At 74.1% G+C, this 21,561-nt stretch carries 19 protein-coding genes and 1 pseudogene; 6 read left to right on the top strand and 14 right to left on the bottom strand.

The features are described 5' to 3' along the window. Positions 1–6 precede the first annotated feature (6 nt). The 6 genes from ACZ6O2_RS07505 to ACZ6O2_RS07480 form a co-directional block, all read right to left on the bottom strand. Positions 7–1,302 (bottom strand): ABC transporter ATP-binding protein, encoded by a 1,296-nt coding sequence (locus ACZ6O2_RS07505; RefSeq protein WP_350701686.1) that lies wholly within the window; start codon positions 1,300–1,302, stop codon positions 7–9. Positions 1,303–1,461: 159 nt separating this feature from the next. Further along, entirely contained in the window at positions 1,462–3,669 is a 2,208-nt protein-coding gene (locus tag ACZ6O2_RS07500) for a bifunctional glycosyltransferase/CDP-glycerol:glycerophosphate glycerophosphotransferase (RefSeq protein ID WP_466022321.1), read from the bottom strand. Positions 3,670–3,685: 16 nt separating this feature from the next. After that, on the bottom strand, positions 3,686–5,698 hold the full coding sequence (locus tag ACZ6O2_RS07495; protein ID WP_466022320.1) for a DUF5941 domain-containing protein: 2,013 nt from the start codon (positions 5,696–5,698) through the stop codon (positions 3,686–3,688). After that, positions 5,695–6,441: an ABC transporter ATP-binding protein gene (locus tag ACZ6O2_RS07490; RefSeq protein WP_350701689.1), complete on the bottom strand. Its 747-nt coding sequence runs from the start codon at positions 6,439–6,441 to the stop codon at positions 5,695–5,697. Before ACZ6O2_RS07490 ends, ACZ6O2_RS07495 begins: the two co-directional genes overlap by 4 nt. A 2-nt stretch (positions 6,442–6,443) precedes the next feature. Continuing rightward, complete coding sequence (locus ACZ6O2_RS07485) at positions 6,444–7,271, bottom strand: ABC transporter permease (protein ID WP_350701691.1); 828 nt, start codon at positions 7,269–7,271, stop codon at positions 6,444–6,446. 58 nt (positions 7,272–7,329) lie between these two features. Then, positions 7,330–8,700: an L-serine ammonia-lyase gene (locus tag ACZ6O2_RS07480; RefSeq protein WP_350701693.1), complete on the bottom strand. Its 1,371-nt coding sequence runs from the start codon at positions 8,698–8,700 to the stop codon at positions 7,330–7,332. A gap of 367 nt (positions 8,701–9,067) precedes the next feature. On the opposite strand from ACZ6O2_RS07480, the gene ACZ6O2_RS07475 reads away from it, so the two are divergent. Together ACZ6O2_RS07475 and ACZ6O2_RS07470 are read left to right on the top strand one after the other, a co-directional pair. Then, positions 9,068–9,262 carry a PspC domain-containing protein gene (locus tag ACZ6O2_RS07475; RefSeq protein WP_466022319.1) on the top strand — a complete coding sequence of 65 codons (195 nt, stop codon included), beginning with the start codon at positions 9,068–9,070 and terminating at the stop codon, positions 9,260–9,262. 9 nt (positions 9,263–9,271) lie between these two features. Then, positions 9,272–9,504 (top strand): annotated as a pseudogene (locus tag ACZ6O2_RS07470) (XRE family transcriptional regulator); the annotation flags it as partial. Positions 9,505–9,506: 2 nt separating this feature from the next. Here the strand turns inward: ACZ6O2_RS07470 and ACZ6O2_RS07465 are convergent. The 7 genes from ACZ6O2_RS07465 to pdxH form a co-directional block, all read right to left on the bottom strand. Next, positions 9,507–10,271 (bottom strand): DUF4230 domain-containing protein, encoded by a 765-nt coding sequence (locus tag ACZ6O2_RS07465; protein WP_350701696.1) that lies wholly within the window; start codon positions 10,269–10,271, stop codon positions 9,507–9,509. Between the two features lie 143 nt (positions 10,272–10,414). Then, positions 10,415–11,575, bottom strand: a complete 1,161-nt coding sequence (locus ACZ6O2_RS07460; protein WP_350701698.1) for an acyl-CoA dehydrogenase family protein — start codon at positions 11,573–11,575, stop codon at positions 10,415–10,417. A 99-nt stretch (positions 11,576–11,674) separates the two neighbouring features. Continuing rightward, positions 11,675–11,980, bottom strand: a complete 306-nt coding sequence (locus tag ACZ6O2_RS07455; protein WP_007454850.1) for a type II toxin-antitoxin system VapB family antitoxin — start codon at positions 11,978–11,980, stop codon at positions 11,675–11,677. A gap of 187 nt (positions 11,981–12,167) precedes the next feature. Further along, entirely contained in the window at positions 12,168–12,770 is a 603-nt protein-coding gene (locus ACZ6O2_RS07450; RefSeq protein ID WP_350701700.1) for a nitroreductase family protein, read from the bottom strand. 12 nt (positions 12,771–12,782) lie between these two features. Continuing rightward, the gene (locus ACZ6O2_RS07445) at positions 12,783–13,712 is read right to left on the bottom strand and encodes an aldose 1-epimerase family protein (protein WP_466022318.1); all 930 of its coding nucleotides are present in this window, start codon (positions 13,710–13,712) and stop codon (positions 12,783–12,785) included. Between the two features lie 54 nt (positions 13,713–13,766). Continuing rightward, positions 13,767–15,068, bottom strand: a complete 1,302-nt coding sequence (locus ACZ6O2_RS07440; protein WP_466022317.1) for an MFS transporter — start codon at positions 15,066–15,068, stop codon at positions 13,767–13,769. After that, positions 15,065–15,694 carry a pyridoxamine 5'-phosphate oxidase gene (pdxH, locus tag ACZ6O2_RS07435; protein WP_466022384.1) on the bottom strand — a complete coding sequence of 210 codons (630 nt, stop codon included), beginning with the start codon at positions 15,692–15,694 and terminating at the stop codon, positions 15,065–15,067. Before pdxH ends, ACZ6O2_RS07440 begins: the two co-directional genes overlap by 4 nt. 281 nt (positions 15,695–15,975) lie before the next feature. Between pdxH and ACZ6O2_RS07430 the strand changes: the two genes are divergently transcribed. From ACZ6O2_RS07430 to ACZ6O2_RS07415, 4 genes are all read left to right on the top strand, one after another. After that, a complete protein-coding gene (locus ACZ6O2_RS07430) occupies positions 15,976–17,082 on the top strand; it encodes a citrate synthase 2 (RefSeq protein WP_350685273.1) in 1,107 nt (368 codons plus the stop codon). A gap of 254 nt (positions 17,083–17,336) precedes the next feature. Next, positions 17,337–18,464, top strand: a complete 1,128-nt coding sequence (gene serC, locus ACZ6O2_RS07425) for a phosphoserine transaminase (RefSeq protein WP_466022316.1) — start codon at positions 17,337–17,339, stop codon at positions 18,462–18,464. A gap of 187 nt (positions 18,465–18,651) precedes the next feature. Further along, a complete protein-coding gene (gene sepH / locus ACZ6O2_RS07420; protein ID WP_350701708.1) occupies positions 18,652–19,731 on the top strand; it encodes a septation protein SepH in 1,080 nt (359 codons plus the stop codon). 76 nt (positions 19,732–19,807) lie between these two features. Then, the gene (locus ACZ6O2_RS07415) at positions 19,808–20,794 is read left to right on the top strand and encodes an aldo/keto reductase (RefSeq protein ID WP_350701710.1); all 987 of its coding nucleotides are present in this window, start codon (positions 19,808–19,810) and stop codon (positions 20,792–20,794) included. Between the two features lie 188 nt (positions 20,795–20,982). On the opposite strand, the gene thpR is transcribed toward ACZ6O2_RS07415, so the two are convergent. Further along, positions 20,983–21,561, bottom strand: a complete 579-nt coding sequence (gene thpR, locus ACZ6O2_RS07410) for an RNA 2',3'-cyclic phosphodiesterase (RefSeq protein WP_466022315.1) — start codon at positions 21,559–21,561, stop codon at positions 20,983–20,985.

The raw sequence follows: 21,561 nt of genomic DNA, 5'->3' as shown, positions 1-21,561 counted from the left end.
ACCCGGTCAGCGCCAGCCGACGTCGATGCGGTCGCCCCGCTCGTCGAAGAAGTGCAGCGCGTCCATGCGCACGGAGACGGCCAGGGGGTGACCGGCGGAGACCGCGGGGTACGGCGCGAGCCGGACCGCCAGCTCGGCCGGGCGGCGGTGGTGCCGGCCCGGGTCACTCAGCACGCTGGTCCGGGCGCTGTGGCTCGGGGCGGGCTCGTCCTCCGCCGCGCGCCCGGTCAGCCGCTGCATCATCTGGCCGAAGCGGCGCAGACCGCGCTGGTCGACCGGGGCGTCGACGGGGGTGCCCATCTCGTCCACCACGATCGCGGTGGCCCCGATGTCGACGAACGCGAGCGACTCGTGACCGTGGTGCTCCAGATAGCGGATCCGGCCGTGGAGCACGTCGCCCGGCGTGTCCGGGGCGACCGGGGTGAGCGCCTCGGCCCGCATCCCGACCACGATCCGCTCGCCGTGGTAGTGCGCGACCGCCCGGCTGCGGATGTCGTCCCAGGGCAGGCGCAGCGCCTGCTCGCCGAGGGTGAGGGTGACGTAGCGGTCCAGGTGGACGTAGACCGACGCCTCCAGCAGGTTCATCCGCGGGCTGCCGAGGAACGCGGCCACGTAGAGCGTGGCGGGACGGCCGTAGACCTGGGTCGGGGTCCCCACGTCCTGGAGGACGCCCCTGCGCATGATGGCGACCCGGTCGGCCATGGTCAGCGCCTCGGCCTGGTCGTGGGTGACGTAGATGGTGGTGACGCCCAGCTCGCGGGTGAGCCCGGAGATCTCGGCGCGCAGCTCGGCCCGGAGCCCGCTGTCGAGGTTGGACAGCGGCTCGTCCATCAGGAACAGGCCGGGGCGGCGGACGATCGCCCGCCCCATCGCGACCCGCTGGCGCTGCCCGCCGGAGAGCTGGTTGGGCCTGCGGCCGAGCACGTCGCCGATGCCGAGCGCGCTGGCCACGTCGGTGACCCGCTCGCCGCGCGGCTCCGCATCCATGCCGGCCAGCCGGAGCGGGAAGGCGATGTTGTCGCCGACCGTCATGTGTGGGTAGAGCGCGAAGTCCTGGAAGACCATGGCGATCTTCCGCTCCCGCGGCGGCAGGTCGTTGACCAGCTCACCGTCGAGCAGCACCGCGCCCGACGTCGGGTCCTCCAGCCCGGCGACCATCCGCAGCACCGTGGACTTCCCGCAGCCCGACGGGCCGAGCAGCACCATGAACTCGCCGTCGTTGACGTCCAGGTTGACGCTGTCGACGGCGAGGGTGCCGTCCCTGAACACCTTCGTGACATCCTTGAGCGCGACGGTGGTCACCGTCACCTCCCCCCAGCTCGTCGACCGAACCCCGAATGACTGTGACGAGGATCATTCGATCCGGATATCGGGTAAACGTGCCATGTTCGACTCGTGACGTCCCTGTTGCGCCCACCGGGTGCGACGGGCGGGCGACCCCGGGGGCGCGGGCGGTCGCGGTCAGCGGCAGCGGGGCTGCGACTGCTCGCCGAGGAAGACCCGGCGGACCACCCGTTCGGCGGCGTGGCCGTCCTCGAGCGCGCAGAACCGGGCCCGGAACCGCTGCCGGGCCCTCGCCGCCTCCGCCGAGTCGACCCCGCCGGCGCGGAACAGGTCGAGCAGGTCGGCGAAGCTGGTGGCCACCGCGCCGGGCGGCTCCGCGAGCAGGTCGAAGTAGACGCCGCGGGCCAGCCGGTACGCCTCCCAGTCCGGGGCGTAGACCACGATCGGCCGGTCCAGCACGGCGTAGTCGAACATCGCCGACGAGTAGTCCGTGACCAGCACGTCCGCCACGAGGTAGAGGTCCTCGACGCGCGGGTGGCCGCTGACGTCGCGCACCCGGTCCCGGTCCACCGGGCGCCGGGCCCGCCGCTCCCGGTCGTGGAAGTAGTGGCTGCGCATCAGCAACCGGCCGGCCGGGCCGAGCACGTCGAGCAGCCGCCCCGGGTCGAACGGCGGCCGGTAGCCGGGCAGGTGTTCCCGGTGCGTCGGGGCGTACAGGACGACCCGCTCGCCGAGGCCGAGCCCGAACTCCGCGCGCAGCCGGAGCACCTCCTCGGCGGTGGCGTTGACCAGCCGGTCGTTGCGCGGGTAGCCCACCTCCAGGGTGGTGTACTCCGCCGGATAGGCCCGCTCCCACATCTGGGTGGAGAAGCTGTTCGCGCTGATGCTGAAGTCCCACCGGTCCACCCGGCGCAGCAGCCCGGCGAAGTCCATCCCCACCGCGCCGATCGGATACCGCTGCTGGTCGAGCCCCATCACCTTCACCGGCGTGCCGTGGTGGGTCTGCACGTGCACCGACCCGGGCCGCTTGCGGACGTAGTCCGGGAAGTTCACGTTGTTGACCAGCCAGCGCGCCCGCGCGAGCGCCCGGTAGTAGGCGGCGGTGCCGGCCACCACGTACTCGACGCCCTCGGGCATGGTGTGCACCCGGTCGCGTCGGACGATCCACACCCCCCGGACCTGCGGCGCCAGCCGCCGCGCCGCCTCGTGGACCGCGGCCGGGTTGTCCGCGTAGCCGCGGTACCAGTAGGCCGCGTACACGGCCAGCGTCGGGTCGACGGGTCGGCGCAGCTCGGCCCGGTAGTACTCGCGCAGCAGCGTGTCCCGGGCCAGCCGGGCGGCCCGCCGGGCCCGGGGCGCGACCCGCCGCCTCGTCGTCCGGGCGGTACGCCTGGCGGTGTCCCGCGCCAGGTAGGCGGTGCGCAGGGCGCTGAACGTGCGCCAGCGGCCGGCGGCCACCAGCCGGTGCTTGAGCCCCTCCGCGCCCCCCGGGGCCGGGTAGCCGCCGGACGGCAGCCAGCGCGCGTAGTCGGCGGTGATCTGGGCGAAGAACGCGGGCCGCAGCTCCGGCGCGATCCGCTGCCCGTTGCCGAGCACGGTCAGGTAGTGCCAGATCATCCGCTCGAAGACCGCCGGGCGCACGTCGTCGACCACCGACCCCCAGGAGTCCATCAGCCGGAACACCCGGTGCCACTGCTGGAAGACCTCGAAGTGCCGGTCGCCCCGCGTCCTGGTGATCGCGCCGGACCGCCGCTGGCGGTAGTTGACGCAGACCCGGTCCAGCACGCCGATCCGCTCGGCGGCCATCAGCACCGGGTAGCTGAACGAGACGTCCTCGTACCAGCCGGGGGCGAAGCGCAGCCCCAGGTCGCGTAGGAACTGCCGGCGGACCAGCCGGTTCCAGGCGGTGTGCAGCACCCGCAGCGTCTCGGGCCGGTCCCGCAGCCGGAAGGTGCCCTCGCCGGGTGGCTCGGGGAACACCTCCGCCATGGCGCTGCGGGTGACGGCGTTGTTCCAGTACGTCCGGACGTGGTCGACCAGGAGGACGTCGGGGCGGGTGGCGCGGAGGCGCTCGGCCACCCCCACCAGGCACTCCGGGGCGAGCCAGTCGTCGCCGTCGACGAACCAGACGTACTCGCCGACGGCCCGGTCCAGCCCGACGTTGCGGGCCGGACCGAGCCCGACGTTCTCCGTCAGTCGGACGGCGTGCATCCGCCGGTCGCGGGCGGCGTACTCGGCGAGGATCTCGCCGCTGTCGTCCGGCGAGCAGTCGTCAACGCCGATCACCTCGATGTCGGCGACGGGCTGGTCGAGGATGGAGTCCAGGCACTCGCGCAGGTAGCCCTGCACCCGGAAGGCCGGCACGACGAAACTGATCAGTGTCATCCGGCCGGCCCCTCCGTCAGCCCGGCGAGCGGCCCCCCGCACCGGCCAGGCCCACCGACGCCCGCGCGGCGCGGGCGGGCAGGACGACCCAGGCGAGGACGACACTCCCCACGAAAACCATGAGAAGGTACGTACCGAGTGTAGCCATCCCGATACCCGCAATTCCGACGATCGCCGCCAGGGTCAGCAGCACGGACCGCCCCTCCCACCCGAGCGTGAGACCGTGCAGCGGCGGCGCGGACTGCCGCTTCTCCAGCCGGGCGGTCAGGTCGTAGTGGTGCAGGGTCAGCACGAAGACGTACCCGAAGACCAGCCACGGCGGCACGTCGCCGACCACCCCGACCGCGATGGCGAAGAGGTACTCCCCCGCCCGCAGCGCGGCCGGCACCAGCCAGTCCAGCGGCCCGTTGTGCGCCGCGCCCGCCCCCAGGCCGCCGACCAGGAGCACCAGCAGCGCGACCGGCACCGCCCAGCCCAGGCCCGCCGCCTCGGTGCCGCCCCGGGTGAGCAGGGCCGCCACCAGCAGCGCCGCCGGCCCCAGCGCCGCGACGACCGCCAGCGTCAGCGGGCCCATCGGGCGGACCACCGGCAGCCGGCGGGCCAGCGGGCCGTCGTCGCGGTGCAGGGTGGCGTCGACCGTGTCCAGCACCGGCACCCACATCCAGCGCGCGCGCAGGGTACGCAGCGCCCCGGTGTACGCGAACGCCAGCACCCCCCACGCCAGCACCGCGTACAGGCTGACCAGCGGGCCGAACAGCGCCACGGTCAGCGCGATCAGCGCCCACCGCTCCCCGATCGGGAAGACCACCGTCCGCTTGAGCCAGTACGACACCGACCCCGTGTCGGCCTGCACCCGGTTCGAGGCGGCGTTCAGCTTGTCGCCGATGCCGCCGGCGGAGGTGCCGACGGCCTTCGGCCGGCGCGCCGCCTCGTCGTGCAGCACGCCGTACCACGTGTCCGTCATGTGCCGGACGGTCTGCAGCGTCATCGCGGCGATCGCCAGCGCCCAGCCGTACCGGAACCCGGCCTGGGTGGCCCCGTAGCCGAGGCCGGCGTAGACCACGTACTCCTTCGCGCGGTCGGCCATCGTGTCCAGCCAGCCGCCCCAGGCGCTGAAGTGCCGCGTGTAGCGCGCGAGCTGGCCGTCCACGCAGTCGAGCACGAAGCCGAGGTAGAGCAGCACCGCCCCGGCGACCAGCGCCGGCCGGCCGCCGACGCCGAACAGCACGGCGGCGGCCACCGCGAAGGCCACCGAGATCATCGTGACGGCCGTCGGGCCGAGCCCGAGCCGGGCGGACGCCTTCGTGACGTACGGGGACCAGGTGCTGACGAAGAAGGTGGTGAAGAAGTCGTCCCGCTCCTTCACCGAGAGCCGCAGCTCCGCCCGGTCCTCGTCGACGGCGGCCACGGCCGCCTCCGCGGCGGCCAGCCCCGCCGGGTCGGTCACCCGGTGCGCGACGAGCAGGCGTACCCGATGGGCGAAGGTCAGCGCGCCGAGCCCGGCGAGGCCGGCGAAGAGCCGGTCCACGGCGGGCCCGGCCGGCGACGGCGCGGCGGCCGACGGCGCGCCGGCGGGCAGCACCCCGGCGGCGGCCGCGCGCGCGGCGGCGGCGAGCGACGGCAGGTCCGCGGCGCCGACCCGCAGCGCGCCGCCGAAGATCCCGGTGGCGTCCCCGTTCAGCGTCTCCGGCGGCCCGGCCTCGACGACCTGGCCGCGCTCCTCGCGCACGGCGGTGCGCCCGTCGCCGGGCGGATCGGTGAGCACCAGCGCCACCGTCGGCCCGACCGGGCTGGTCGCCAGGTGCCGCAGGACGGCGGTGTGCGCGACCAGGTCGGCGCCGGTGACCAGCACCGGTCCGGTGGCCGCGTCCACGAGGGCGGCCAGCTCGTCCAGGTCGGCGGCGCGGCGCACCTCGTCCGCCCCGGCGGCGCGGAGCTGGGCGGCGAGCCGGTCGGCGAGGGGTTCGCCCGCGCGGGTGGGGAGGCTCGCAGCCGGGGCGTCGGCGGCGAGCACGATCGCGAGGGTCACCGCGGGACCGCGGAGTGGTACGCGTCGAGCGCCTCGGCGATCGTGCCGTCGACGCTCAGCCGGCCCCCGTCGAGGTAGAGCCCCCGACGGCAGAACCGGGTCAGGTCCTTTTCGTTGTGTGACACCAGCACCAGAGTGCGCCCCTCCCCGAGCAGACGGTCGATCGTCGCATAACACTTCTTGCGGAACTCCGCGTCCCCGACGGCGGTCACCTCGTCCATGAGCAGGATCGGGTGCGGCAGGTGCGAGATGATCGCGAAGCCGAGCCGGACCTTCATGCCGGACGAGTAGTGCCGCACCGAGGTGTCGATGGCCCGCTCCACCTGCTCGCCGGCGAACGAGACGATGTCGTCGAAGTGCCGCCGCAGATAGCCCGACGACAGCCCGTGCAGGCCGCCGACCAGGTAGAGGTTCTCCCGCCCGGTCAGGTCGTTGGAGAAGCCGGCGGAGAGCTCCAGCAGCGGCGCCACGTCCCCGCGCACCCGGATCCGCCCCTCGTCGGGGATCAGCACCCCGGCGATCAGCCGCAGCAGCGTGCTCTTGCCGGTGCCGTTGCGGCCGATCACGCCGACGGTCTCGCCGGCCGCCACCGAGAACGACACGTCCCGCAGCGGCCAGAACTGGCCGGCGGACGCGCCGCGCGTGCCCCGGTGGATGAACAGCTCGCGCAGCCGCAGCTGCCGCCGCCGGTTGCGGACGAACCGGATGCCGAGCCCCTCCGCCTCGATGATCGGGTCGGCCATCGTCACAGTTCCTTGAGCACGGCGGGTTCGAGCCGGCGGAACGACCACCAGCCGGCGGCCAGCACCAGCAGGCTGACGCCGACGGTGGTGGCGAGCAGCCGGGCGTCCGGGAACTCGTCCGGGTACCAGACCGCGTGGTGCAGCTGGAAGATGCCGACCAGCGGGTTCAGCTCGTACGCGACCTTCAGCCAGCCCGGCAGGTCGGCGCCCCGCACCAGGCTCAGCGGGTAGATGATCGGCGTCGCGTAGAAGAGCACCCGGATGACCAGCCGCATGAACCGCTCGACGTCGCGCATCAGCACGTTGACCGCCGAGAGCAGCAGCGCCAGCCCGACCAGCAGGACGGCCTGCACCGCCACCGCCAGCGGCAGCGCGAGCAGCGACCAGCCCAGGTCGATCCCGCCGGACGCGGCGTACCCGACGGCGACGGCGACCAGGATCGGCAGGCCGGCGGCGTACTCGGCGAAGCGGCCGGTGACCCGGCCGATCGGGAAGACCTGCCGGGGCACGTTCATCGTCGTGATCAGCCGGGACTGGCCGGTCAGCGCGTTGGTCGCCTCGCTCAGCGCAGAGCTGGTCCACATCCAGGCGAAGATCCCGGTGATCAGGAACAGCGGGTACGAGTCGGCCGCGTCGCCGAGGTGCCGGGTGGTGTCCCGGGAGTAGAGGACGCCGAAGACGAACCAGTAGATCGCCCCCATGCCGAGGGGCTCGATCAGCGACCAGAGGTAGCCGAGCACGGACTGCTGGTACTTCACCGCCAGGTCGCGCCGGACGAGGATGCGCAGGGAGTTGCGGTGCGACCACAACGCCGCGACGCCAGAGGTCACCGTCGCCTCCCGCCTCACCGGACGGACGACAGGTTAGCAGTCGATGAACGAGCGGTCCTCAGCACTCGATCACGTTGACGGCCAGGCCGCCGCGCGCCGTCTCCTTGTACTTCACCTTCATGTCCGCGCCGGTCTCGCGCATGGTCTTGATGACCTTGTCGAGCGACACGTGGTGCACCCCGTCGCCGCGCAGCGCCAGCCGGGCGGCCGTGATCGCCTTGATGCTAGCCACCGCGTTCCGCTCGATGCAGGGGATCTGCACCAGGCCACCGACCGGGTCGCAGGTCAGCCCGAGGTTGTGCTCCATGCCGATCTCGGCGGCGTTCTCCACCTGCTCCGGGGTGCCGCCGAGCGCCTCGGCCAGCCCGGCGGCGGCCATCGAGCAGGCCGAGCCCACCTCGCCCTGGCAGCCCACCTCCGCGCCGGAGATCGACGCGTTCTCCTTGAACAGCACGCCGATCGCGCCCGCCGCCAGCAGGAACCGGACCACCCCCTCGTCGGAGGCGCCCGGCACGAACCGGGTGTAGTAGTGCAGCACCGCCGGGATGATCCCGGCCGCCCCGTTGGTCGGCGCGGTGACGACCCGGCCGCCGGCCGCGTTCTCCTCGTTGACGGCGAGGGCGAAGAGGGTCACCCAGTCCATCGCCCGCAGCGGGTCGGTGGGGTCGGACTCCGTCGCCAGGCTGCGGCGCAGCTCGGCGGCGCGGCGGCGGACCTTCAGCCCACCGGGCAGCACCCCGTCCCGCGAGCAGCCCCGCTCGACGCACTCCCGCATCACCCGCCAGATCTCCAGAAGGCCGGCGCGCACCTCGCCCTCGCTGCGCCAGGACAGCTCGTTGGCGAGCATCACCTCGCTGATCGACAGCCCGGTCGACGCGGTCACGTCGAGCAGTTGCGCGCCGGTGAGGAACGGGTGCCGTACGCGCGTCGCGTCCGGCTTGATCCGGTCCGCCCCGGCCGCCGCCTCGTCGACCACGAACCCGCCGCCGACCGAGTAGTACGTCCGCACGCGCAGCTCCGCGCCCCGGTCGTCGTACGCGACGAAGGTCATCCCGTTCGGGTGGTACGGCAGCGACCGGCGCCGGTGCAGCACCAGGTCCCGGTCCGGGTCGAAGCCGATATCGTGCGCGTCGAGCAGGCTCAGCCGGCGCTCCGCCCTGATCCGGCTGATCCGCGCGTCGACGGTGTCGGTGTCGACCGTCTCCGGCGCCTCGCCGGCCAGCCCGAGCAGCACCGCGCGGTCGCTGCCGTGGCCGTGACCGGTGGCGCCGAGCGAGCCGAAGAGTTCCGCCTGCACCCGGACGGTGCCGGTCAGCAGCCCGTCGGCCTTCAGCCCGGCGACGAACGTGCGGGCGGCCCGCATCGGCCCCACCGTGTGCGAGCTGGACGGCCCGATGCCGACGCTGAAGAGGTCGAAAACGCTGATCATGCTGCACTTCCTCGCCGTCGTACCCCTCGCGGGGTCCGGCCCGGTCGTGGCCGGCCCGGGACCGGGCGGCCGTCGGCACCCGGAGGTGCGGGTGCCCGACCGGCGAGCCTACCCGCCCAGCTCACCGGCTGCCCGTCGCGTCGCCCCGATCGTCGGCATCCGGAAAGCCGGCGCCGCGCGGGGACTGCCCCGAGGCCCCCGTGGGTCGTCGATCCGGACGGGTGCCCGTGGCACCCGTCCGGATCGACGCGGGTAACCACCTACGGGGACGCGGGCGGCCGATCCTCCCTGGGGCCGAGGGCGTGGTGGGTGCCCGTTCCTACCGTTGAGGCAGACGCGGCGAACGCCGCAGAGTGGGAGTACGACGATGAGTCGCAAACTGGTCCGCCCCCGTCAGGGACGCATGATCGCCGGTGTCTGCGCCGGTCTGGCCCAACGTTTCGGCAGGTCGGCGGGGTTCGTCCGGCTGCTGTTCCTGCTGTCGCTGCTGCTGCCCGGCACCCAGGTGATCTTCTACCTGGTGCTCTGGGTCCTGATGCCGAACGAGGACCGCAGCCGGTGACGTGAGATGCGCCGCCCGAGCCTGGAGCTGCTACTGCCCATCTCCCAGGCCCATCAGGTGCCACTGGACGAGTTGGTCGGGGCGCCGGAGGTCGGCGATCCGCGGATCCGTCACACGCCCCGCGTCCGCAACGGCCGCACGGTGGTCCCCTGACCACCCAGCCCGGGCCCCTGCAAGCCTGGAAGTCGGTCATTCCGGCTGAGCAGAACCGACCCGAGCTGTGCACGCACGACGGCTACGATGGTCACGGGGCGGTGTAGGTGACCGTCACCTTCTCGTAGCCGAGGGAGCGGAGCAGACCCTCCAGCATCTTGCGGGTGTTCTCCTCGGCCCGCTGGGTGAGGCCGCTGTCCCGGGCGGCGGTGGTGATCCGCTCCTCGGCTAGCTGGTAGACCTGCTGCTGGCGGTTGGGATCGCCGTCCACCAGCTCGCCGATCCGGTTGAGCAGCCCGCGCTCCTCGGCGAAGACGTAGCTCTTCTCCAGGTCGAGGTTGGTCTTGCCGAGCTGCGGCGCCGGCAGCCTGATCTCCACCGACTTGCCGTCGGCCGACTCGACCACCGCGCCCTCGGAGATCTTGGCGAAGTCCACGTACGCCTCGACGCTGCCCGCCCCCACGAAGAGGGTGCGCTGGTTGAGCAGCCAGTCGGGCACGTTGCGCCGGTCGTTCTGGAGGTCCACGACCACCTGGAAGTTGCCCTCGGCGGCGACGTAGCGGCTGAGGTCCTGGATCGACTTGAGCAGCGGCGGCTGACTGCGGTCGGTCTGCTCCTTGGCGAACGGGTTGCGGAAGTCCGGCAGGATGCCCGTGGCCTGCACGCCGAGCAGCACCACCACCGCCAGGGCCGCCGCGCCGAGCACCCAGAGCAGACCGCGGGCCGGCCCACCGGCCGGCGTCGGCGCGCCCGGCGCGGGCTCGGGTGCGACGTCCGTCCGGGCCTTGAGCTCCTCGCCGGTCGGGTAGCCCGGGAACTCCCTGGTGGGCTCGTTGATGTCACCGTCGCGGGCCATGGCCCTCACCGTCCTCGTCAGACACGTCGTCTGTCATGACGGTAAGGCCCCGGTACGACAGGCGCTCGCCGAGCGGCGCGGCCGGGCGATGGCGCCTCGCGGGGGCCGGCGCGGACACCGGCCGGGCGGGCGGAAACCGCAGGTCAGGCGAAGGCCGACAGCCCGGTCAGCCGCTGCCCGATGACCAGTTGGTGGATCTCCGACGTGCCCTCGTAGGTGAGCACGCTCTCCAGGTTGTTGGCGTGCCGCATGACCGGGTACTCCCCCGAGACACCGTTCGCGCCGAGGATGGTGCGGCACTGCCGGGCGATGGCCAGCGCCTCCCGGACGTTGTTGAGCTTGCCCACGCTCACCTGGTCGGGGCGCAGCCGCCCGGCGTCGGCGAGCCGCCCCAGGTGCAGCGCCAGCAGCGCGCCCTTGTTCAGCTCGACGGCCATGTCGGCGAGCTTGGCCTGGGTGAGCTGGAAGCCGGCCAGCGGCCGGCCGAACTGGGTGCGCGTGGTGGCGTACTCCAGGGCGGTCTCCAGGCAGTCGCGGGCCGCGCCGAGGGCGCCCCAGACGATGCCGTGCCGGGCCTCGGTCAGGCAGCTCAGCGGCGCCTTGAGCCCGACCGCCTCGGGCAGCCGGGCGTCCGCCGGGAGCCGCACGTCGTCGAGCACGACCTCCCCGGTGACGGAGGCGCGCAGCGACATCTTGTGCCGGATCTCCCGCGCCGTCACCCCGGGCGTGTCCATCGGTACGGCGAAGCCGCGCACGCCGTCGTCGGTGCGCGCCCAGATCACCGCGACGTCGGCGATCGGCGCGTTGGTGATCCACATCTTGGCGCCGGTCAGCACCCAGTCGTCGCCGTCGCGGCGGGCCCGGGTGGTCATCGACGCCGGGTCGGAGCCGTGGTCGGGCTCGGTCAGGCCGAAGCAGCCGATCGCCTCGCCGGTCGCCATCGACGGCAGCCAGCGCTGCTTCTGCTCCTCGCTGCCGTAGCGCCAGATGGCGTACATGGCCAGCGAGCCCTGCACCGAGACCAGGGAGCGGACGCCGGAGTCACCGGCCTCCAGCTCCAGGCAGGCCAGCCCGTACGCGACGGCCGACGCGCCGGCGCAGCCGTAGCCCGTCAGATGCATGCCGAGCAGGCCGAGCTTGCCGAACTCGACGGCCAGCTCCCGGGCGGGCACCCGGCCCTCCTCGTACCAGCCGGCGACGTGCGGGCGGACCCGGTCGTCGACGAGCTGGCGCACGACGGCGCGGATCTGCCGCTCCTCCTCGGTGAGCGAGGAGTCCAGGTCGAGCAGGTCGGTACGGCTCATGGCAGCCACCTTAACGAAGCCTCAGGCCGGGGCGTCGGACGAGGCGCGGGCATCACGAGGCGCGGGCGTCGGAGACGGCGCGGGCGACGCGGGCCCTCGTCACTCGATCGGCTCGGAGAGGACGAGCACCCGGGCGTGGATCTGGTTGCGCTGCTGGAGCGCCGCCCGCAGCGCGCGGTGCAGCCCGTCCTCCAGGTAGAGCCCGCCGTTCCACTGCACCACGTGCGGGAAGAGGTCGCCGTAGAAGGTCGAGTCCTCGGCGAGGAGCTTGTCCAGCGCCAGCTCGCGCTTGGTGGTGATCAACTGGTCCAGGCGCAGGGGCCGCGGCGGGATCTCCGCCCACTGCTTGAGCGTCAGGTTGTGCTCCGGGTAGGGACGCCCGTCCCGGACCGCTCTGAAGATCACGACGGCACGCTCCCCTCCCCCTAGGCCCGGCCGACCCACGCGGGGCCGGGTCGCGGCGTGGCACCACGACCCGCGGTGCCGATGACCGTGCCAGCGTAGCGGGCTGCGGCACCCCGCGTTCTGCTCCCTGATGTCAGTTTCACTACCCACCGTCCGGTTCTCAACCGGGCGAAACGCCCGGAGCCGGTCAGCTCCACCGCCCGCGCCGGATCACCTCGTCCACCGGACGCCGTCCCCGGCGCAGCGACGGTGACCGGTGGTCCGGCGCCCGGTAACCCACGGTGACCGCCCCGATCGGCTCGTACTCGGCCGGCACGCCGAACGCCTCGCGGTAGGCGTCGAGGCGCTGCGGCGGGATGCCGAAGAAGCACGCCCCCAGCCCCTCGTCCACGGCGGTCAGCAGCATCAGCAGGGCGGCGAAGCCGGTGTCGACGTACCAGTAGGGCACCGGCCAGCGCTCCGCCGAGCGGTCCGCCCAGCCTTTGTCCGGCTCCGCGTACCGCTCCAGGTAGGCCGAGCGGTTCGCGTGCGGCACGACGATCAGCGGGGCCCGGCGCATGCCGGCCAGCCAGCGCTCCCGGCCGCCCCCGCCGGGGGTGGCCGCCGCCCAGAACCGGTCCCGGTCCGCCGGCTCCTCCAGCACCAGGAACCCCCACCCCTGGGCGAAGCCGGCCGACGGCGCGTGGACCGCGTGGTCGAGCAGCCGCTCCACCACGTCGGGCGGCACGGGACGGTCCGGGTCGTAGTTGCGGACCATCCGGCGCCGCCGGACCACCTCGCTGAACTCCATGTGCTCCCCCGCTCAGACCCCGGGCCGTACGCCCCAGACACCCCGCCACGTCTCGCCCGGCTTCAGGGTGATCACGTCCCGGCCGGAGCGGAACGCGTCCGGCGGGCAGGTCATCGGCTCCACCGCGACGGAACGGCGGCACCGCTGCCCGGGAAGCGCGTCGCCGGTGAACACCTGCCACCAGCCGAACTCCCGGTCGGCCCAGATCCGCACGCCCGCCGAGCCGTCCGGGGCGGACAGGGTGACCGCCGAGCCGCCGTCGTCGTCGCGGATCACGTCGCCGAAGGTGAGGTCCAGCCGGGCGCGGCCGATCCGTCGGGGGCTGGTCCAGTCATACTCGGTGCCGGCGACCTCGCTGGCACCGATCGGCAGCAGCCGGGAGTCCACCTGCAACCGCCTCCGGGCCGGCAGCCGCATCGACAGGTCGTCCACCGCCACCCCGGGCACGCGCAGGTACGGGTGCACGGCGAAGCCGAACGGCGCCGGCTCGGCACCGAGGTTGGTCGCCTCGTGCTCGGCGCGCAGCCCGTCCGGGCCGACGCTCCACCGGGTGCGCAGCCGCAGCGGCCACGGGTAGCCGGGCTGCGGCGGCAGGTCGTAACCGACGGTCACCGCGTCGGGCGACCGGTCCAGCAGCCGCCACGGCACCCAACTGACCAGCCCGTGGATGGCCACACCCCGGTCCGGCTCGCTGAGCGTGAGCTGCAACAACCGGTCGCCGAAGGTGTAGCGACCGTCGCGGATCCGGTTCGGCCACGGGGCCAGCACCTGCCCGGCACAGCCGGGGCACATCTCGTCGGCGTCGTACCCGTCGAGGTGGTCGACCCCGTCGTGCCGGTATGTCCGCACCCCGCCGCCCACCTCCACGATGACGGCCTCGTGGCCGGCGCCGGAAATGGCCCACTGTGCGCCCGAAGGCGACCGCTGGTCGGGGATGTCCATGCGGGCGACCCTAACGGTTCGCGCCGTACGTGTCGCTCGCCCCGACCCGGCCGGTCAGCCCCGCCCGCCGCCGGAGGCGGACGCCGCCCGGTAGCGCAGCAACGCCGGGAACACCACCGCGAGCAGCACCGCCAGCGCCGCCGAGATCAGCCCACCGCTGACCCAGGCGACCCCGCCGCCGAACCCGGCCGCGACCGCCCCGGCCCGCAGGTCACCCAGGCGCGGACCGCCCGCGATGACCACCGTGTTGACGCCCATGAGCCGGCCGCGCATCCGGTCCGGCGCGTAGACCAGCAGCATCGACTGCCGCAGCACCGCGCTGACCAGGTCGGCCGCCCCGGCCACCGCGAGCAGCAGCACCATCAGCCAGAGCTGGCCGGCGAGCCCGGCCGCCGCCACGGCGAGACCCCAGGCGACCACGGCCGCCACCAGCGCCAGGCCCTGCCGGCGCAGCCGGCCGATCCAGCCGGAGCTGAGCCCGCCGAGCATCGCGCCGAGCGCGATCGCGCTGTAGAGCCAGCCGACGGCCGCCCCGCCGCCGAACCGCTCCTCGGCGATCTCGGGGAAGAGCGCGCGGGGCATGGCCAGCACCATCGCGATCAGGTCGATGGCGAAGGAGAGCAGCAGCACCGGTGTGGTGGACAGGTAGCGCAGCCCGTCGACGATGCTGGCCAGCCCGGCCCGCCGGGGGGTGTCGCCCCCGTCCGGGTCCGGCTCCGGCGGCATCGCCGGCAGCCGGAAGGTGGCCCAGACGGCGACGGTGAACAGCACGGCGTCGAGCGCGTACGCGATCGGCAGGCCGACGCCGGTGTCCCAGCGGGCGAAGATCAGGCCCGCGGCCAGCGGCCCGAAGACCGCCGCCGCGGTGTAGGTGGTGAAGTTCAGCGTGCTCGCCGCCGGCACCAGGTCCAGCGGCACCAGCCGGGGCAGGATCGCGTTGCGGGTGGGCGAGCTGATCGCGAAGGCGATCGACTGCACCGCCACCAGCACCAGCAGCAGCAGCGGGCTGCCGACCCCGAGCAGCGCCTGCGCCAGCAGGCCGAGCGTCGACGCCCACAGCACCGCCGAGGTGGCCAGCAGCACCCTGCGCCGGTCGCGCGCGTCGGCCACCGCGCCGCCCCAGAGCCCGAAGACCAGCAGCGGTACGAACGCCGCGATGCCGATCAGCCCGACCCAGAGCGAGTCCTCGGTCAGCGCGTACATCTCCACCGGCACGGCCACCGCGGTGAACTGCATGCCGAACATCGCGATGCCGTTGCCCAGCCACATCCGCCGGTACGCTGGCACGGCCAGCGGGCGCAGGTCGATCGCGAACCGGCGCAGCCCGCGCGGCCGGGGTTCCTTGAGCTGGGTCACGGACCCAGCCGCTCGACGACCCACTCCCCGGCCCCGGCACGCCGGAACCGCAGCCGGTCGTGCAGCCGGCTGGCCCGGCCCTGCCAGAACTCCACGGACTCCGGCCGCACCCGCAGCCCGCCCCAGTGCGGCGGCGCCGGGATCGGCTCGACCTCGGCGAACCGCTCCGCCGCCGCCCGGTACGCCGCGTCCAGCGCCGCCCGGTCGGGGACCACCCGGGACTGCGTGCTGGCCCAGGCGCCGAGCTGGGAGCCGCGCGGCCGGCTGGCGAAGTACGCCTCGGTCTCCGCCCGGTCGACCCGCTCCACCCGGCCGGCGACCACCACCTGCCGCTGCATCGGGAACCACGGGAACACCAGACTCGCGTACGGGTTGGCGGCCACCTCGGCGCCCTTGCGGGAGCCGTAGTTGGTGAAGAAGACGAAGCCCTCCGGGTCGTACCCCTTGAGCAGCACCGTCCGGGCGCTCGGCCGGCCGGCGGCGTCGGCGGTGCCGACCACCATCGCGTTCGGTTCGGGCAGCCCGGCCGCGACCGCGTCGGCGAACCAGCGGTCGAACTGGGTGTGCCAGTCGGCGGCCAGGTCCGCCTCGGAAAGGCCCAGGTCCGCGGCGTACTCGTTACGCATCGCGGCCGGGGGCACTGTGTCGCCCGTCACTTTCTCTCCCTCCCCGTCGACCCGGCCCACGCCCTCCGAGCAGGCCAGGCCGCACCGCCCAGTGTCGCCGACGCATCCGGGCCGTCCCGGGCGGGGGATGTCGCGTGCAGCACAGTCGCAGCGGGTCGCGGATCCGGTACCCAGCAGGCAAGATGTCACGAACACATCCCTGATGAGGGTCGCCTGGGGCACTCGGCCGGCTGGCCGGTGAGGGCTGGCCGGGCGCACCGAGCAGACCCAGGAGAGATGACATGGCCGATTTCAAACCCGGGCTGGAGGGCGTCGTAGCCTTCGAGACCGAGATCGCCGAACCCGACCGCGAAGGCGGCGCGCTGCGCTATCGCGGGGTCGACATCGAGGATCTGATCGGCCAGGTCTCCTTCGGCAACGTGTGGGCGCTGCTGGTCGACGGGCGGTTCGGCCCGGGCCTGCCGCCGGCGGAGCCGTTCCCGGTGCCGGTGCACTCCGGCGACATCCGGGTGGACGTGCAGTCCGCGGTCGCGATGCTCGCCCCCTACTGGGGCCTCGACCAGCTCCTCGACATCTCCGACGAGCAGGCCCGCGAGGACCTCGCCCGGGTGTCGGTCACCGCGCTGTCCTTCGTCGCCCAGTCCGCCCGCGGCCTCGGCCTGCCGGCGGTGCCGCAGAAGGAGATCGACAAGGCGTCCACCATCGTCGAGCGGTTCATGAAGCGCTGGCGCGGCGAGCCGGACCCGCGGCACGTCAAGGCCGTCGACGCCTACTTCATCTCGGCCGCCGAGCACGGCCTGAACGCCTCCACCTTCACCGCCCGGATCGTCGCCTCCACCGGCGCCGACGCCGCCGCCTGCATCTCCTCCGGCATCGGCGCCCTCTCCGGCCCGCTGCACGGCGGCGCCCCCTCCCGCGTGCTCAGCATGCTGGAGGCGGTCGAGCGCAGCGGCGACGCCGAGGGCTACGTGAAGGGCGTCCTCGACCGGGGCGAGCGGCTGATGGGCTTCGGCCACCGGGTCTACCGGGCCGAGGACCCGCGCGCCCGGGTGCTCCGCCGCACCGCCAAGGAGCTGGGCGCGCCGCGCTTCGAGATCGCCGAGGCGCTGGAGAAGGCCGCGCTGGCCGAGCTGCAGGCCCGTCGCCCGGACCGGGTGCTCGCCACCAACGTCGAGTTCTGGTCGGCCGTGGTGCTCGACTTCGCCGAGGTGCCGGCGCACATGTTCACCTCGATGTTCACCTGCGCCCGGATGGGCGGCTGGAGCGCGCACATCCTGGAGCAGAAGAAGCTCCAGCGGCTGGTCCGCCCGTCGGCCCGCTACGTCGGCCCGGGCAGCCGCAAGCCCAGCGACGTCGAGGGCTGGGACGCCATCCCGCACGGCGTCTGACCGCGTACCTCCGAGGGGCCCCGTCCGCGGACGGGGCCCCTCGCGCGTGCCCGCACCTTTGTGGCGGACGACTCACGCCCGGGTGTGGGACCAGCGGCCGGATCGGGCGGCCCGGATGGGAGGATGAAGGCCGGCAGTGTCGCCGGACCGGCCCGGATCCCGGCCGCCCCGCGCGCCCGCGCGCGTCCGCCGTCGATCCGCGCCCGCCTGAAGACCGGGCCCGCCATCGCACATGCGGAAGGATCTCGACAACCGTGGCTGACGCACCGACCATCCGGATTCCCGACGACCTCAAGCCCGCCGACGGAAGGTTCGGCTGCGGGCCGTCCAAGGTCCGTCCGGCGGCGGTCTCCGCCCTCGCCGACGTGGCGACCAGCTACCTGGGCACCTCCCACCGGCAGAAGACCGTCCGCGACCAGGTCGCCCGGCTGCGCCGTGGCATCGCCGAGTTCTTCTCCCTGCCCGAGGGCTACGAGGTGGTGCTCGGCAACGGCGGCACCACCGCGTTCTGGGAGGTCGCGACGTTCGGCCTGGTCCGGGACCGGGCGCAGTTCGCCAGCTTCGGCGAGTTCGGCGCGAAGTTCGCCAAGTCCGTCAAGGACGCCCCCTTCCTCGGCGAGCCCACCATCCGCAAGTCGGAGGCCGGCACCGCCCCGAGCCTGGTGGCCGAGGCGGGGGTCGACGTCTACGCCACCCCGCACAACGAGACCTCGACCGGCGTCGCGGTGCCGATCAGCCGGGTGGCCGGCGCCGACCCGGGCTCGCTGCTGCTGGTCGACGCCACCTCCGGCGCCGGCGGGCTCGACGTCAACGTCGGCGAGACCGACGTCTACTACTTCGCCCCGCAGAAGTGCTTCGGCTCCGACGGCGGTCTCTGGCTGGCCCTGATGTCCCCGGCCGCCCTGGAGCGGGCCGGCGGGATCAAGGCGTCGGGCCGCTACGTCCCGGCCTTCCTCGACCTGGTCACCGCGATCGACAACTCGCGGCTGGAGCAGACCTACAACACCCCGGCCCTGGCCACCATCTTCCTGGCCGCCGAGCAGACCGACTGGATGAACGCGCAGGGCGGGCTGGCCTGGGCGGCCAAGCGCACGGCCGAGAGCGCCGCGATCGTCTACGGCTGGGCGGAGCGCTCCGACGTGGCGACGCCGTTCGTCGCCGACCCGGCGCTGCGGTCCAACGTGGTCGCCACCATCGACTTCGCCGACGGGGTCGACGCCACCGCGATCGCCAAGGCGCTGCGCGCCAACGGGATCGTGGACACCGAGCCCTATCGGAAGCTGGGCCGCAACCAGCTGCGGGTCGCGCTCTTCCCGGCCGTCGAGCCGGCCGACGTCGAGGCGCTGACCGCGTCCATCGACTACGTGGTCGAGCGGCTCTAGGCCGCCGTCACGTTCGGTGGCCGCCGGGCCGTACGGCGGCCACCGAACGTGATCATCGCCGCAGCTCAGTCGCGACATGCGGGTGTCGCATCCCCCACCTCTGGGAAGATGCGCGTACGGTGGTGCGAGACGCCCGGGTGGCCGGCTCGTGGCGTGACGGCCAGCGAAGCGGGACGGAGGCAACGCTATGCGCCCAGTACGCTTCGTCGCCCTCTCCGAGGACGGCCAGGCCCTGGTGCTCGCCGACGAGGTCGGGCGACTGCTCGCCCTGCCCATCGACGACCGCATCGCCGGCGCGCTGCACGCCGAGCCCGGTGCCCCGCCGCTCGCGGTGGCCCCGGCCGCCGCCGACCCGGTGCCCTCACTGTCCCCACGCGACATCCAGGCCCGGATCCGCTCCGGCGAGTCCGCCGAGGACGTCGCCCGGATCGCCGGCGTGCCGGTCGACCGGGTGCTGCGCTACGCCGGCCCGGTGCTCCAGGAGCGGGCCATGCTCGCCCAGCACGCCCGGCGCACCCGGCTCAAGGGCGCGGAGAAGCCGACCCCGCTCGCCGAGGTCGTCAACGGCCGGCTGGCCCAGCACGGGATCGACACCGAGAAGATCTCCTGGGACGCGTGGCGCCGCGACGACGGCACCTGGCGGATCGTCGCGACCTGGCCGTCGGGCAAGGCGACCGCGCAGGCGGTCTGGGATCTCGACAAGACCCGGCAGGCGGTCACCCCGCACGACGACATGGCGCAATACCTCTGCGCCGAGCGGCCCACCCCGATCCTCGGTCAGGAGCCGGCGCCGGAGCGGGGCGGTCACGCGCTGCCCGGCCCGTCGCGCGGCGAGCCGAGCCGGGGCGGGCACGGCCTGCCGGCGCCGGCCGAGCACAGCCGGCCGGGCCGCGACCCGATCCGGGCCGGGCGGGACGCCCTGCTCGCCTCCCTCGACCGTCCACTCGGCTCGACCTCGGGCCGCGGGCTCGACCCGCGCTCCCCGGCCGCCCTGGCGGGGCAGGACGCGCCCCGGCAGCGGCCGGTCGGCGGCGGCGCGGCGGCGCTGCTCGGCGGCGGGCAGGGTTCCGCGTTCGACGACGACTCGGACGCGCCCAAGGAGGTGCCGGCCGTGCCGTCCCTGGCGGTGCTCCGGCCCCGCCGCACGGGCGCGCCGGCGGCTGCTGCCGGCGAGTCGGCCGAGGCCGGGGGCAAGCCCCGCAAGCGCCTGCCGAGCTGGGACGACGTCCTCTTCGGCAGCGGGCCGGCGGCCCGCGAGTCCTCCTGACGCGTCGACTCCGGCGGCGAGCGTTCGCCGGAGTCGGCGCGAGGCACTCGAAGTGCCGTCGTGGCAGGGTGGCCGTATGGAGTACACGAACCTGGGCCGCACCGGCCTGTCGGTCAGCCGCCTCTGCCTCGGCACGATGAACTTCGGGCCGCAGACGACCGAGCCGGACAGCTTCGCGATCATGGACCGGGCCCTCGAACACGGCATCAACTTCTTCGACACCGCCAACGTCTACGGCTGGCAGACCGGCGAGGGGATCACCGAGCAGATCATCGGCCGCTGGTTCGCCCAGGGCGGCGGCCGGCGGGACAAGGTCGTCCTGGCCACCAAGGTCTACGGCAAGATGGGCGAGTGGCCCAACGAGCAGGGCCTGTCCGCCCGGCACATCATCCGGGCCTGTGAGGACTCGCTGCGCCGGTTGCAGACCGACACCATCGACCTCTACCAGATGCACCACGTCTCCCGGGCCACGCCGTGGGAGGAGATCTGGCAGGCCATGGAGACCCTGGTCGCCCAGGGCAAGGTGCTCTACGTCGGGTCGTCCAACTTCGCCGGGTGGCACATCTCGGTGGCGCAGGAGGCGGCGGCGAAGCGCCACTTCCTCGGTCTCGTCTCGGAGCAGTGCATCTACAACCTGCTCACCCGGCACGTCGAACTCGAGGTGGTGCCCGCCGCGCAGCACCACGGGCTCGGCATCATCCCGTGGTCGCCGCTGCACGGCGGGCTGCTCGCCGGGGTGCTGCGGAAGATGGCCGAGGGCGGGGCCGCGCGCGGCGCCAGCGGCCGCTCCGCCGACGCGCTCGCCGAGCACCGGCCGACCATCGAGGCGTACGAGAAGCTCTGCGGCGAGCTGGGGCACGACCCGGCGGACGTGGCGCTCGGCTGGCTGCTGTCCCGGCCGGGGGTGACCGCCCCGATCATCGGGCCGCGCACCGCCGACCAGCTCGACCGCTCCCTGGGCGCCCTGACCGTCAGCCTCGACGAGGACGCCCTCGCCCGGCTCGACCAGCTCTTCCCGCCCGTCGGCAACGGCGGCCCCGGCCCGGAGGCCTGGGCCTGGTAGCACGCGCCGACGGTGGAGCCGGCGGCGGGCGACCGCCGGCTCCACGGGTGGGCGCCGCCGGCCGGGGCCTGCGGCGACGTCCGCCCGGGCTGGCGTGGCCGGGCGGTCACACGGGCACCGGCGGCCACTGGCTGGCGTGGCCGGCGTCAGATGGGCCAGGCCGGCCACTGGCTGGCGTGTCCGGGCGGTCAGATGGGCCAGGCGGCCAGGCGGTCGTAGGTGGGGCGGGGGCCGGGGTGGCTGCGCATCAGCACCATCTCGGCGGCCGGCCACGCCGGGCCCTCGTAGCCGTCCAGGGTCGCCAGGTCCGCCGTCACGTCGACGTCGGGCACCCGGTCACCCGGTCGGGCGACCGTCAGGTGCGGGCGGAACGGCTTCTCGTCGTGTGGCAGGCGGGCGTGCCGCAGCCGGGAGCGGATCAGCCGGGCCAGCATCTGGAGCTGCTCCACCTCGCCCCGCAGGTCGGCCCAGAGCACCGTGAACCGGCCCCGCCCGAAGCGCCCGCCGCCGGCGAACCGGAGCCGGGGCGCGGCGGAACGGCCCTCCCGGGACCACTCGGCGGCCAGCCCCAGCGCGCTCTCCACGTCGACCAGCCGGTCCGCCTCGACGTCGCCGAGGAAGGCGAGGGTGACGTGGGCGGTGGCCGGGTCGGCGAGCCGGACGTTGATCCCGGCGGCGGCCGCCGCGCCGACCCGCAACCGGGCGACCTGCGCGCCGAGGTGCGCGATCGCCTCCGGCGGCGGGTAGACCGCGACGAAGAGCCTCAC

It is taken from the genome of Micromonospora sp. NPDC048040 (genome assembly GCF_055587185.1).
Note: the sequence above shows the minus strand (reverse complement) of the source record. Positions and strands in the feature narration are given on the sequence as shown.

What these genes read in the sequence shown, in the direction of transcription:
- ACZ6O2_RS07500 (WP_466022321.1), bottom strand. Translation starts at nt 3,669, where the DNA reads ATGACACTGATCAGTTTCGTCGTGCCGGCCTTCCGGGTGCAGGGCTAC.
- sepH (WP_350701708.1), top strand. Translation starts at nt 18,652, where the DNA reads ATGCGCCCAGTACGCTTCGTCGCCCTCTCCGAGGACGGCCAGGCCCTG.
- ACZ6O2_RS07460 (WP_350701698.1), bottom strand. Translation starts at nt 11,575, where the DNA reads ATGAGCCGTACCGACCTGCTCGACCTGGACTCCTCGCTCACCGAGGAG.
- ACZ6O2_RS07465 (WP_350701696.1), bottom strand. Translation starts at nt 10,271, where the DNA reads ATGGCCCGCGACGGTGACATCAACGAGCCCACCAGGGAGTTCCCGGGC.
- ACZ6O2_RS07415 (WP_350701710.1), top strand. Translation starts at nt 19,808, where the DNA reads ATGGAGTACACGAACCTGGGCCGCACCGGCCTGTCGGTCAGCCGCCTC.
- ACZ6O2_RS07480 (WP_350701693.1), bottom strand. Translation starts at nt 8,700, where the DNA reads ATGATCAGCGTTTTCGACCTCTTCAGCGTCGGCATCGGGCCGTCCAGC.
- pdxH (WP_466022384.1), bottom strand. Translation starts at nt 15,694, where the DNA reads ATGCGTAACGAGTACGCCGCGGACCTGGGCCTTTCCGAGGCGGACCTG.
- ACZ6O2_RS07445 (WP_466022318.1), bottom strand. Translation starts at nt 13,712, where the DNA reads ATGGACATCCCCGACCAGCGGTCGCCTTCGGGCGCACAGTGGGCCATT.
- ACZ6O2_RS07475 (WP_466022319.1), top strand. Translation starts at nt 9,068, where the DNA reads ATGAGTCGCAAACTGGTCCGCCCCCGTCAGGGACGCATGATCGCCGGT.
- ACZ6O2_RS07450 (WP_350701700.1), bottom strand. Translation starts at nt 12,770, where the DNA reads ATGGAGTTCAGCGAGGTGGTCCGGCGGCGCCGGATGGTCCGCAACTAC.
- ACZ6O2_RS07430 (WP_350685273.1), top strand. Translation starts at nt 15,976, where the DNA reads ATGGCCGATTTCAAACCCGGGCTGGAGGGCGTCGTAGCCTTCGAGACC.
- ACZ6O2_RS07490 (WP_350701689.1), bottom strand. Translation starts at nt 6,441, where the DNA reads ATGGCCGACCCGATCATCGAGGCGGAGGGGCTCGGCATCCGGTTCGTC.